Below are 12,644 nucleotides of genomic sequence, written 5' to 3'. Positions count from 1 at the left end.
CTTGCATTTTCAAGTGAGCAGGTTAAGTTTAGACTATTGTTCTCATTTACTGTTATTGAAATTTATGAAGACCCTAAAAATTGCAACTCGACAAAGTCCACTTGCGCTTTGGCAAGCGGAACATATCCGTGCGCGCCTACAAGATTTGCACGCTGGTTTGCAGGTCGAGTTAGTCACTTTTGTTACACAGGGCGATAAAATTCTAGATACACCACTGGCTAAAATTGGTGGAAAAGGACTATTTGTAAAAGAATTAGAAGCCGCTTTACTGGATGGTCGTGCAGATCTGGCTGTGCATTCCATGAAAGATGTCCCGATGGCCTTGCCCGAAGGTCTGAGTCTGGCAGTGATCTGTGAACGTGAAGATCCCTTAGATGCCTTTGTGTCGAATACTTATGCCAGCTTTGAGGAATTACCACAAGGCGCCAAAGTCGGAACCTCAAGCTTGCGCCGTAAAACTCAGATTTTAAAACAGCGTCCGGATCTGGACATTATCGATTTACGCGGTAATGTCGGCACACGTTTATCTAAACTGGATGCAGGCCAGTATGATGCGATTATTCTGGCCAGTGCTGGTTTAAAACGCTTGGGTCTGGCAGAACGTATTCGTCATACTCTGACGCCTGAAGTCAGTCTGCCGGCTGTGGGTCAAGGGGCATTGGGACTGGAATGCCGTACTCATGATCAGACGGTGCTGGACTTGATTCAGCCACTCCTGCATGCGGATACAGATGCGTGTGTACGTGCCGAACGTGCCTTTAATGCCTATCTAGAAGGCGGATGTCAGGTGCCGATTGCTGGTTATGCCACGCTCAAAGAGGGTGTGATTTCAATCGAAGGTCGTGTGGGCAGTGTCGATGGAACAGTTTTGCTCCGGGCACAGCATACTGGCAAAATGGCAGCTGCGGAGCAATTGGGTGTAGAGCTGGCAAAAGACCTGCTTGATCAAGGTGCTGGCGAGTTGCTGAAAGCACTCTATTCACACTGATGTTATTGATTAATACCCGCCCCAGTGATCGTGCTGCAGGTTTGACCCAGCAGTTACAGGCAGCGCAAGTGCCTGTTTTAGAATTGCCTTTGCTCGAACTGCATGCAATGCCTTATTCCGATGAGCTGTCGATTTTGTATCAGCAGCTGGAGCAGGCACAGATTATTGTGGTGGTTAGCCCGACGGCTGCCCAGATTGGTATGCAATATTTTCAACAGGCTGGAGTCGCGCTCTCGACTTTGGCACAGGTGCATTGGGTGGCAGTGGGTAAAGCCACTGAACAGGCATTGGCGAGCTATGGCATTCATAGTCATGTGCCTGAGGTCGAAACTTCGGAAGGCATGCTGCAATTGCCTGTGTTGAAGCAACTGGCTTCTGGTTCAGGTGTAGCCTTCTGGCGCGGAGAAGGTGGTCGTCAATTTATGATGGATCATTTACGTGCCAGCAATATTAAAGTTTTAAACTTTATTTTGTACCGGCGGCAATGTCCTGAAACGACGGCAACGATTTTGGCAGAGAACTTGTCGCTGCTTAAGACGCAGCAGCGTTTTGCAGTTCTGATCACCAGTGAAGCGAGTTGGTTAAACTGGCTGACACTCTTGCAAAGGAATGCGGAGTTTATACAGCAAGCCTGTTATTTGGTTTTGGGGCCACGTTTGGCCACTATTCTTGGAGAATATCAACAGCAGCATCAGGCAAGTTTTCAATTCGTACAAATCGATGATTTAGACGCAAATACAATCTTGCAGAAAATGGGGCTGATATTAGGGAACGCATGAAGAAACTATTCATTGTATTGTTCATCTTGAGTATAGCGTGGCTAGTCAAGCTTAGCTATGACCTACATGTTCTGAATACAGCACAGACTGAATTCAATCAAAGCATCAATCAGTTACAGCAGCAAAATGCTAATCTCAATGATCAGTTCGTGGCTTTAAAACGCCAGATTTCTGCTCAGCAGGAAAATGCTGAAACCACTTCATCTAAAGCGCCAGTACGTGAAATGACAACTGATGCAACGCAAAATGATATTGTCTTGGTGCAGCAACATCTGGATCTGATCGAATTTGCACTACAACAGCAACAATACGCCACTGCGATTGAGAAATTAAATCAGTTATCTAATGAGCTGGATGATTATATTTTAGCGCCTGCCTTGGTCAGCAGCTTGCAGCAAGTGATTGCGAAAGATCAGGACATGCTGAAAAAATTCGTGAACAGTCGATTAGTGCAGCAAAATAAAGTAAAAGAACTCTTGGTGCAGATGGATGCTGAAATTGAAAAAGAAATTCAGACACCACATCGTCAGCGTCCAGAAACTCAACGCTCTTTCTGGCAGCGCTGGATTCAGGTTGAATCCGCAGATCAGCCAAGCACAGTCTTGATGCAACGGCATCTGGTACTGAAAGAGGCCCAGTTGCGCTTGCTCATCGCACAGAATACCTTACAAAAAGACCAATCTGTCGCTTTTCAGCAGGCACTGAATGCCGTGATTGAAGTCTTGGAACAATTGCCGGATGCACAGAGCCAAAAATGGATTCAGCAATTGTATCAAATCAAGGCCACCCCGATTACTCCGATTCCATTATTAAACACACGCACCCTAGTGGGCTAATTGCTTATGAAACAGATTCTGCTAGCCTATTTATTTGTCTGCCTGCTTGGTATTGCGGGGCTGAGTATCCTGAGTTATGGACATGGGGCTGGCTATGTCTATCTGTATTGGCGCGAGTGGCAGTTACAAACCACCCTCTGGTTTTTGGCCGCATCCTTGGTGAGCGTGAGTTTTCTGATGCATTGCATCTGGTATGCGATCAAGCAGTATCGCAGCCGTGAACAACGTAAAACTCAAACGGTCTTTAGTTTTTCCCGCTTACATCCTTATGAACAACTGGCAGTCATCTGGTTATTAAACGCTGCGCAGGATCAGCGGGATTTTATTCAGCAGTCTTTTACCAAGTCGGGTTTACTTAAACATATTATTGATGCACGTTTATCTTGGGGGCAACAGCAATATACCCATGCATTAACTGCTTTAAATCAGTCCAATCCCATGGCATTTGAATTGGCAGAATTACAGCGGATTGAAATTTATTTATCACAACAGCAAGGTGAACAAGCACTTACCCATTTAGAGTTTTTAAATCAGCATGAATTATCACCTTGGTTAATACAGGTTAAAACAGCCTATGAGCAGCGCCTTGTCGCCTTATGGGGGGTATTTGCCATGCAGTTTCCCTGGTTATATTTACGTTCGACCCAATATGGGCATTTAGACCAAGAAGTAAAAAAAACATGGCTTGAACAATTATTATTAGCCTATGACCAAGCCACACAGGACGATTTATTTTATTTACAGCAACGTTATTTAGATTTAAAACCGCAAATATTTGATCGTGACTATTCGGTCAAATTATTATGGTTGAAATTATTATTTAGAATGCCAGAAATGAGTGCCGAGCATGAAGTGCTTGCGATTCATTTAATGGAACAGCAATTTAATCAGGATGTATTTTATTTGTGGTTCCAACAACAGTTATTGCGTCAAAACCCGGATTATGATGCGATTGCACAACAGATTTCGCACTGGGAAACCAAGTATCCGGCATTACCGGTTTTAAGCTTTGCGAAATGGCATGTGTTGCAAGCCACAGGCTATACAGATCAAGCCCAGCAACTACTTGACTTGTATCCGGATGATATTCGTATGAGTTATTTAAGAATTAAAGCTGCCTTACAAGATCGGGAGGACTTGCTACAGCAGTTAAATGCAGTATTTGAATCGAATGTAAACTTTATAGAAATTAAGACTTGAGAATAATAATGTCAGAATTAAAACAATATCCAGTTATTTATGAACAAACAGTCGCATGGGGTGATATGGATGCCTTTGGACATGTCAATAATGCCATGTATTACCGTTATGTCGAAAGTGCGCGTCTGGCTTATCTAGGGATATTAGATATACATAATGAACCGGTATTTACGGTAGTGTCTTCAAATCAGTGCCGTTATTTAAAACCTGTGGTTTTTCCTGATCATTTAAAAGTGGCAGCACGTATTGAAGAAATCCGTAATAGTGCAGTCAGAATGCAATATCTATTATGGAGTGAAAAACAGCAAAGTATTGTGGCTACTTCAGAAGCAGTGATTGTCTGTGTCGATAAAAAGACCATGCAGAAAACAGAAATTCCGGAACATATTCGAGAAAAAATCAAAGCACTTGAATTAAGCGTTCAACATGAAATTTAAAAATGAATGAAGCATTTTATTTTGTAATTTTTTTTAAAATTTATTGTTATTGCTTTAAGGTTTTATATTGAATGTTTTATTTAATATAAATATGATGGGGCTATTATTTAACAAAACGAATAATATTATTTTTCGGAGAGCATTATGCCAGATATTACGCATTTATCAGTAGAAGAGTTAAAACGTTTACAAGCAGAAGCAGAGTCACTGATTGCTTCAAAAAAAGATCAAGAAATTGAAGGCGCTTATCAGCAAATCTTGGCAGTTGCCGAGAAAGTGGGTATGACAGTTGAACAGTTACTTGAATTTGGTGCGTCTAAGCGTAAGAAATCATCACGTAAGTCGGTTGAGCCGCGTTACCGTAGCAAAAGCAATCCGGACGATACCTGGACTGGCCGTGGTAAACAACCGCGCTGGTTAGTGGCAGAATTGGAAAAAGGCGCAAAGCTGGACGATTTTCTGATCTAGGCCTCCATTTGATCTGGTCATTAGGCTGTCATACAGACAGTCTAAGATGATTAAACCAAGCATACCTGCTTGGTTTTTTTATATCTATGAATTGGCGTTGGCAGAAAAGTGTGCATAATGTGTGAGTATAAGGGAAAAATTATAAATGGGGATTTGGACTTGAGCGATTGGTCGTGGTGGGGATGAGCAGTAAACCGAAAACTTTAAGATGGTTGATCCTTACTCTTGTTGCATTTTTTATTTTTGTCGTATTACAAGTGCCAGCGGCCTGGTTAATTTCAAAATTTTATAAAAATAACCAGACTTTGCATAATGTAAACGGAAATATCTGGCAGGGAAGTGCGGACTGGAAAAAAGGCAATCTTCGGGGCAGTCTGAACTGGAAAGTACGGCCTCTGGATTTGCTGTTGCTGCGGGTTGGGGCACATGTGGATTTGCATAGCGGCAATACCCAGCTTTCCGGGATCATGGCTTATGGTCTGAATAAGTCTTTGATTGTCAAAAATCTTGAAGGGCAGGTCGCGCCTGAAACCTTAAAAAAAGTTGCAGACTGGCAATGGCCGAGTACTGCGATTCAGTTTAAAGATCTGGATTTTAAATATAAAAAAGATCAGGGTTTCAGTCAGGTGGCTGGGCAAATGCAATGGGCGGGTGGTGAGCTGATTTATACCTTTGCTCAGCGTCAGGAACGCATGAATGTACCCGCCATGACTGGACAACTCGCAGATGAAAGCGGACAGCTGTTAATTGATGTTCGGGATAGTCGCGATCAACGCATGCTGAATATCAAGCTTGATCCGAATCTGATGCTGGATATCCAGCTCACCCAGCGCTTTTTAATGAATGCGCCTTCCTATGAAGGTAAAGCCGGATTGGATACCTATGTGATCAGTACCCGCCAACCCTTAATGGGAGGCTTGAACTGATGGCAGTTTCTCTGAATGATTTAAAAAATATTGAACTGAAACAGATCAATCGTGCTGCACCTGTGGTTTTGTTACTGCTCATCCTGTATCTATGCTGGAAGCTGGCGGCTTTGTTCTGGTTGCTGATAGCTCCACCACAAGCCATGCAGCTGGATCGGGTTGAACTGGGTTCACAACAGGCACAAATTCCGAATATCGGTGCATTTTCACTGTTTCAGGAAGTTGGGCAGTCTGCGGGTGCTGTTGAAACGGCCAATATCATTTTACAAGGGGTGGTGGTTGCCAGTCCAAGTTATAACTCTTCTGCGGTACTGAAAATTAATGATCAGGTCGATCGTTACCGTGTCGGGGAAATGCTGGCCAATAGCGGTTTTGAGTTGGCTGAGGTGTATTGGGATCGGGTTATTCTGCGTCGATCCACAGGTGCTACTCAGGAAGTCTTATTCAAAGGTCTGGAAAATGGTTTGAATCAGCCGATTGTGCCGGAAACATCAGCATCTTCAAGTTCAATGCCTGCTATGCCTTCTAGTAGTATGCCTGAGCAGCCTTCGCCACAGAATGAAATTGGTCGAGCCATCCAGCAGATGCAGGAAAACAAGGACCAGTATTTACAAAATATGGGGGTCAGTGCAGCAGATGGTAGTTATGAAGTAACTTCACGCACACCGGCTGCATTGCGTAATCGCCTGGGTTTAAGACCAGGCGACCGGATCTTGTCTTTAAATGGTCAGACGCTGAGCCAAGGACAGACCGAAGCACAATTACTGGAACAGGCCCGACGTGAAGGTCAGGTCAAACTCGAAATAAAACGTGGTGATCAGGTGATGACCATACAACAAGATTTGAAGTGATGTGTCATCACGCATAGGGTTAGGAAACACGAAAGTTTATGGCTTTATTTAATAATAATCGATCAGCATGGGCATTCTGTGTGGCCGCACCGTTAATGGCCATGGTCAGTACGGCGAGTTATGCACAAACCTGGAAAATTAACCTTCGAGATGCTGACTTAACTGCATTCATTAATGAAGTGGCCGATATTACCGGCAAAAACTTTGCAGTCGATCCGCGGGTACGTGGCAACGTAACAGTCATTTCCAATAGAGCCCTGAATAAAAATGAAGTCTATGACCTGTTTTTAGGCGTACTGAATGTCAACGGTGTGGTGGCAATTCCTTCGGGTAATACCATCAAGCTGGTTCCGGACAGCAATGTCAAAAGCTCAGGCATTCCCTATGATGCCAGAAGCCGCGCCAGTGGTGACCAGATTGTGACACGGGTGTTGTGGCTGGAAAATACCAATCCGAATGACCTGATTCCTGCATTACGTCCCTTGATGCCGCAGTTTGCCCATTTGGCGGCAGTGCCGGGGACAAATGCACTGATTGTGTCGGATCGCGCCAGCAATATTTACCAGTTGGAAACCATTATTCGCAACCTGGATGGCACCGGTCAGAATGATATTGAAGCGGTCAGCTTACAATCGAGTCAAGCCGAAGAAATGATTGGACTGATCGAGTCCATGACTGCCACCGGTGGAGCTAAAGATGTCCGCGGTTCACGGGTGCGGGTGATTGCAGATACCCGTACCAACCGGATTATCATCAAAGGTGATCCCACGACGCGCAAACGGGTGCGTCAAGTAATCGAAACCTTGGATGTACCGGCTGCGGATCGTTTGGGTGGATTAAAAGTTTTTCGTCTGAAATATGCCAGCGCTAAAAATCTTGCGGAAATCTTGCAGGGTTTGGTAAGCGGGCAGGCGGTGAACAGTAATTCAAATTCGAGTAGTACATCCTCGAACTCGTCTTCGCTCAGTTCTAGTAGCAATTTAAATAACAATAATACCAGCACAGGTTCAAGTAGCAACACCTCTTCAGGCATTCAGCTGAATAGCGGCATGAATAATGAGCAGGGCGGAATTACCAGCTTTAATAGCAATGGCGTCAGTATTATTGCCGATACCACACAAAATTCTCTGGTGGTGAAAGCAGATCCACAACTGATGCGGGAAATTGAATCGGCAATTGACCAGCTAGATATCCGTCGTCAACAGGTGCTGATTGAAGCCGCGATTATTGAAGTTGAAGGAACCGATGCGGATCAACTCGGTGTGCAATGGGCCTTGGGTGATATCAGCAGTGGTATTGGGCTGGTGAACTTCGATAATTTTGGGACTAGCCTGAAAAATATTGCGGCCGGTTATCTCACCGGTGGTGGTGCAGGTGCTGCAAGTGCCGTGGGCGCAGGTAGCTCACTGGTACTCGGTGATTATCGTGAAGGGAGTGATGGTTCCCGACGTCTGTATGGTGCGATGATTCAGGCACTCAAAGAAACCACTAAATCCAACCTGTTGTCTACGCCGTCGATTGTGACCATGGACAATGAAGAAGCCTATATTGTGGTGGGTGAAAACGTACCCTTTGTCACAGGCTCAGTGTCTACAGGCGCTGCTGGAGTTGCTAATCCCTATACCACCATTGAACGTAAGGATGTCGGGGTCACTTTAAAGGTGGTTCCACATATTGGCGAAGATGGTACGGTACGCCTGGAAGTGGAACAGGAAGTTTCTGATGTCAAAGCCAGTAAAGGGCAGGCGCAGGATCTGGTGACGAGCAAACGTGCAATTAAAACCTCAATTCTGGCCGAACATGGACAAACCATTGTGCTTGGTGGTCTGATTTCGGATAACACCAGTTATGGACGCCAAGCGGTGCCGGGTCTGGGTGCAATTCCAGGCTTAGGACGTTTATTCCGTTCTGAAGGTAAATCCAATCAGAAGCGTAACTTATTGATCTTTATCCATCCAACCATTGTGGGGGATAAAAATGCAGTGCGTAAACTGACCCAGCAACGTTATAGTCAGTTATATAGTCTGCAACTCGCACTCGATTCAGACGGGAACTTTGCCAAATTGCCAGAAAGTGTTGAAGATGTGTATCAACAGCGAATTCCGGTATCCAGAACGCCCTTGCAAAACTCGACCTATCAAACTGTGCCGACCGCACCGGTTCAGGCACAACCAGTTAATGTAGTCGCCACGCCGGTCGCGATAGAACCAGTGATTCAGCGACAAGTGGTAGAACCCGTCCAACAGGTAGAAAAAAGTAAAAATACCGTTACAACAACCACACTTAGACCCAAAAGCTAAGCCATTCGTATTTGCAGACAGCATGTTATGATAATGTCAAAGAGAACAGAGAAGTAACTTTCATGACTTGGAAAATACACGCGATTACAGGCGACTTAACAGGACAGGAAATTAGCATTGACCGTGACATGCTGGTAGGGCGTCATCAGGCTGCGGATATCGTGTTACAGGCTGCGGAAATCTCCCGTAAACATGCGGCATTTTTACTGAAAGATGATGCGCTCTGGGTGCAGGATTTGGGTTCATCGAATGGCACTTTCGTCAATGATGTGCAGATTGCGCAAGAAACCTTATTAAAGCAGGATGACATTGTTCAGTTTGCCAGCTTGAAATTTTCAGTAATGGCGCCTGCGGCTGCAGTAGAGGTTCCAGCAGAAATTGAAGCAACGGCAGAAAAAGTCGTGGAACAGGTCGAAGTCGCTGAGCCTACACCTGCACAGCAAATGAATGATCAGGGAATGCCGGAACTGAAACATCGTGATGCTACGGTACAATTAACCCGTGATGGCATGCCAACCAATGTTGGTATTCCAAAACCGGCGCCTATTCCGGAAGGCGTAGACATTAGTGCGGTGAAACCAGAGCCTACCCCAATTCCGGTTGAGCAGCCTGTATCACGTGTAGAACATAAAAAAGAAACCCAGAAAAATGTATCTGTTGGTTTGATTTCAGTGATTGTGCTGATTATTTTAGCAATTATGGCTTGGTTATTGTTCAAATAAGCCGATGATTGGTTACAATCAAGGCATGCACCGCGCATGCCTTTTTTGTGGCTGCGAATATTATAAAAGAGGGTCGGGATGTCTATTGCACAATTAGAAAAGCGCGAACTGATCTTATTCGATTTGGATGGTACCTTGGTGGATTCAGCACATGATCTGTATCGCGCCATGAATATGAGCTTGAATGTGCTGCAATTGCCTCTGGTGACTGAAGAGCAGGTACGGACCTGGGTAGGTAAGGGCACGTCGATATTCTGTGAAAGTGTACTCCAGCATCTGGTCGGTGAAGTCACACCGGTACAGCATCAAGAGCTCTTAAACACTTTTCTGGATATTTATAATGTCGATCCCTGTGTTGATACCGTTCCTTTTCCGGGAATCCTGAAATTTCTGGACTGGGCCAAAGCTCAAGGTAAAACCCTGATTTGTGTGACCAATAAGCCTGAACTTCCTGCCCGCAGTATTTTAGATACCTTGGATATGGCTCATTATTTTGCCGATACCATTGGTGGCGACCGTTTTACTGAGCGTAAACCACATCCGCGCCAGTTGCTGCACTGTGTCGAACATTATAAGGTGAGCAAAGAACAGGTCTTGTTGATTGGAGACTCTTCCAATGATGTTGAAGCCGCACGCCGCGCCGGGATTGATTGTGTTGTAGTCAGCTATGGCTATAATCATGGTGAAAATATTGCAGATTGTCAGCCACAGCAGATTGTGGATGATCTTAGAGAATTACTTGCCTAATACGCGTACTAAGGAAAGAAAATGAATAGTTGTAAGGTTTTTCGATGGCGTCGCTCAGTTCAATTTTATTTACATACTGAGTAACCCTAATTTAAAGAGAAAAACCGCATGACCACTCAAGCACAATTCCAGCAACTTGCTGCGCAAGGCTATAACCTCATTCCTGTTTACCGTCAGCGCCTGGCAGATACCGATACACCACTTTCTATTTTTGCTCGGCTTAAACAGCATCAACAGGCTTATTTATTCGAGTCTGTAGAAGGTGGTGAGAACTGGGCACGTTATTCGATTATCGGATTAGGTGAATCTACCGTATTTTCCTGCAATGCGGGCGAACTGACGGTACAGCATGCAGATGGTTCAATTGAAAAGCAGCACTGTGCTGACCCATTTCAATATATTCGAGACTTTCAGGCGCAATTTAAGGTGCCAACTCAAGCAGAATTGCCGGACTTGCCGAGTTTTACAGGCGGGTTGGTGGGCTACTTTGGTTATGACGCTGTGCGTTATATTGAACCGAAATTAAAAAATGTGCCTGAAGCGGATCCGGTTGGATTACCCGATATCTGGATGATGCTGTCTAAAACTGTCATTGTGTTTGATAATTTAAAAGATACCTTGTTCTTGATTGTACATGCCGATGCCACTGCTCCGGGTTCTTATGAAAAAGCACATGAACAATTAAATGAATTAGAAAATATTCTGGCCACGCCCATCAGTCTTAAAGCTGAAAAACATACGCCGCCACATTTCGAGTCCCTCACCGGACATGACAACTTCATTGCCTCGGTAGAAAAAGTCAAAGAGTATATTCGTGCTGGCGATGTAATGCAGGTCGTACCCGGGCACCGGATGGTGTCTGACTTCGATGGAGACCCGCTACAGGTGTATCGTGCGCTGCGTCATCTCAATCCATCGCCGTATTTGTTTCTTGTGCAAGGGCAGACCTTGGAAAACAATACGCCATTCCATATTGTCGGCTCTTCTCCTGAAATTCTGTCCCGTCTGGAAAATGGTATTGCTACCGTACGACCGCTTGCGGGAACACGCCCACGCGGTAAAACCAAAGAAGAGGATCTGGCGCTTGAGCAGGACTTACTCTCTGACGAAAAAGAAATTGCTGAACATGTCATGCTGATTGATCTGGGACGTAATGATGTGGGACGCATTGCAAAAATTGGCAAAGTGCAGGTAACTGATCAAATGGTGATCGAACGTTATTCACATGTGATGCATATTGTCTCCAATGTGCAGGGTGAAGTACGTGATGATGTCGATGCTCTTGACGTTTTTAAGGCAACTTTCCCCGCAGGCACACTTTCAGGCGCGCCAAAAATCCGTGCCATGGAAATTATTGATGAAGTTGAGCCGGTAAAACGTGGAATTTTCGGTGGCGCTGTTGGTTATTTAGGCTGGCATGGCGAAATGGACATGTCGATTGCGATTCGTACCTGTGTCATTCGCGAAAATAAGGTCTATGTTCAGGCTGGAGCAGGGTTAGTTGCCGACTCAAATCCTGAATCTGAGTGGAATGAAACCCAAATAAAAGCTCGCGCAGTGATCAAAGCGGTTGAATTATCATCAAATGGTTTGATTTTATGAGTTTTTGAGGTTTTTTTTGAAAAAAACACTTGCAAGGATTCTGAGTTTTGCTAAACTGCACACCGTTCCGATACGAAACGTACGAAACACTAAGAAACGCCGGCATAGCTCAGTTGGTAGAGCAACTGACTTGTAATCAGTAGGTCCACAGTTCGAATCCGTGTGCCGGCACCATCTTAGAGGTTTGGTAGTGTGAAGTAATGAACAGCACTGATGTAAGTGTAAAAAATGGTGAGGTTCCCGAGCGGTCAAAGGGGGCGGACTGTAACTCCGCTACGAAAGTTTCGAAGGTTCGAATCCTTCCCTCACCACCAATTTTAAGACTTCAATAAGTGGTTTGTACCAACATCGTGCGGGAGTAGCTCAGTTGGTAGAGCGGTAGCCTTCCAAGCTACATGTCGCGAGTTCGACCCTCGTCTCCCGCTCCATTGAAGTACTAATATTTGCTCTTATAGCTCAGTGGTAGAGCACTCCCTTGGTAAGGGAGAGGTCTCGAGTTCAAATCTCGATAAGAGCTCCAGATTACAGTTTAGCAACTCTGTTGCAAAGAAATTCCAAAAGCAGGCTATTTAGTCTGCTTTTCAAGTATTTGGTGTTCGGTTTTTTTAAACGATATGTCGGAGCTGGGTTTTACTCAGAATTGTGTTCGACGTAAACGAGGAAGATTAACATGGCTAAGGCTAAGTTTGAACGTAATAAGCCACACGTTAACGTGGGCACAATTGGTCACGTTGACCATGGTAAAACAACTTTAACAGCTGCAATTGCAACTGTATGTGCGAAGAAAT

13 protein-coding genes and 4 tRNA genes are annotated in these 12,644 nt (G+C 44.8%); all 17 read left to right on the top strand.

The window, feature by feature from the left end; translation table 11 throughout:
• Positions 1 to 64 precede the first annotated feature (64 nt).
• Entirely contained in the window at positions 65 to 988 is a 924-nt protein-coding gene (gene hemC / locus ACP7AK_RS11445) for a hydroxymethylbilane synthase (protein ID WP_155861687.1), read from the top strand.
• Positions 988 to 1,767 carry a uroporphyrinogen-III synthase gene (locus ACP7AK_RS11440; protein ID WP_425879930.1) on the top strand — a complete coding sequence of 260 codons (780 nt, stop codon included), beginning with the start codon at positions 988 to 990 and terminating at the stop codon, positions 1,765 to 1,767. Before hemC ends, ACP7AK_RS11440 begins: the two co-directional genes overlap by 1 nt.
• A complete protein-coding gene (locus ACP7AK_RS11435; RefSeq protein WP_425879929.1) occupies positions 1,764 to 2,603 on the top strand; it encodes a hypothetical protein in 840 nt (279 codons plus the stop codon). Before ACP7AK_RS11440 ends, ACP7AK_RS11435 begins: the two co-directional genes overlap by 4 nt.
• A 6-nt stretch (positions 2,604 to 2,609) precedes the next feature.
• Positions 2,610 to 3,803 (top strand): heme biosynthesis protein HemY, encoded by a 1,194-nt coding sequence (locus ACP7AK_RS11430; RefSeq protein WP_425879927.1) that lies wholly within the window; start codon positions 2,610 to 2,612, stop codon positions 3,801 to 3,803.
• An 8-nt stretch (positions 3,804 to 3,811) separates the two neighbouring features.
• Positions 3,812 to 4,240: an acyl-CoA thioesterase gene (locus tag ACP7AK_RS11425; RefSeq protein WP_004278628.1), complete on the top strand. Its 429-nt coding sequence runs from the start codon at positions 3,812 to 3,814 to the stop codon at positions 4,238 to 4,240.
• A 141-nt stretch (positions 4,241 to 4,381) separates the two neighbouring features.
• Positions 4,382 to 4,708, top strand: a complete 327-nt coding sequence (locus tag ACP7AK_RS11420; protein WP_044113061.1) for an H-NS family nucleoid-associated regulatory protein — start codon at positions 4,382 to 4,384, stop codon at positions 4,706 to 4,708.
• Positions 4,709 to 4,890: 182 nt separating this feature from the next.
• Entirely contained in the window at positions 4,891 to 5,634 is a 744-nt protein-coding gene (gene gspN, locus ACP7AK_RS11415) for a type II secretion system protein N (protein WP_409651616.1), read from the top strand.
• On the top strand, positions 5,634 to 6,485 hold the full coding sequence (locus ACP7AK_RS11410) for a type II secretion system protein N (RefSeq protein ID WP_409651619.1): 852 nt from the start codon (positions 5,634 to 5,636) through the stop codon (positions 6,483 to 6,485). Before gspN ends, ACP7AK_RS11410 begins: the two co-directional genes overlap by 1 nt.
• Positions 6,486 to 6,523: 38 nt before the next feature.
• Positions 6,524 to 8,785: a type II secretion system secretin GspD gene (gspD, locus tag ACP7AK_RS11405; RefSeq protein WP_425879926.1), complete on the top strand. Its 2,262-nt coding sequence runs from the start codon at positions 6,524 to 6,526 to the stop codon at positions 8,783 to 8,785.
• Positions 8,786 to 8,847: 62 nt separating this feature from the next.
• Complete coding sequence (locus ACP7AK_RS11400; RefSeq protein ID WP_425879925.1) at positions 8,848 to 9,507, top strand: FHA domain-containing protein; 660 nt, start codon at positions 8,848 to 8,850, stop codon at positions 9,505 to 9,507.
• 78 nt (positions 9,508 to 9,585) lie between these two features.
• Positions 9,586 to 10,254 (top strand): phosphoglycolate phosphatase, encoded by a 669-nt coding sequence (gene gph, locus ACP7AK_RS11395; protein ID WP_243474884.1) that lies wholly within the window; start codon positions 9,586 to 9,588, stop codon positions 10,252 to 10,254.
• 108 nt (positions 10,255 to 10,362) lie between these two features.
• Positions 10,363 to 11,856, top strand: a complete 1,494-nt coding sequence (gene trpE / locus ACP7AK_RS11390) for an anthranilate synthase component I (protein WP_425879924.1) — start codon at positions 10,363 to 10,365, stop codon at positions 11,854 to 11,856.
• Between the two features lie 98 nt (positions 11,857 to 11,954).
• Positions 11,955 to 12,030, top strand: a tRNA-Thr gene (locus tag ACP7AK_RS11385).
• 56 nt (positions 12,031 to 12,086) lie between these two features.
• Positions 12,087 to 12,170 (top strand) — tRNA-Tyr (locus tag ACP7AK_RS11380).
• Positions 12,171 to 12,208: 38 nt separating this feature from the next.
• Positions 12,209 to 12,284, top strand: a tRNA-Gly gene (locus ACP7AK_RS11375).
• A gap of 17 nt (positions 12,285 to 12,301) precedes the next feature.
• Positions 12,302 to 12,376, top strand: a tRNA-Thr gene (locus tag ACP7AK_RS11370).
• A gap of 150 nt (positions 12,377 to 12,526) precedes the next feature.
• The coding region (locus ACP7AK_RS11365; protein ID WP_425879972.1) for a GTP-binding protein at positions 12,527 to 12,644 on the top strand (118 nt) is incomplete at its 3' end.

Source organism: Acinetobacter sp. TWP2-2-3 (assembly GCF_049896445.1).
In the GTDB taxonomy this organism is placed as follows: Bacteria; Pseudomonadota; Gammaproteobacteria; order Pseudomonadales; family Moraxellaceae; genus Acinetobacter.
Note: the sequence above shows the minus strand (reverse complement) of the source record. Positions and strands in the feature narration are given on the sequence as shown.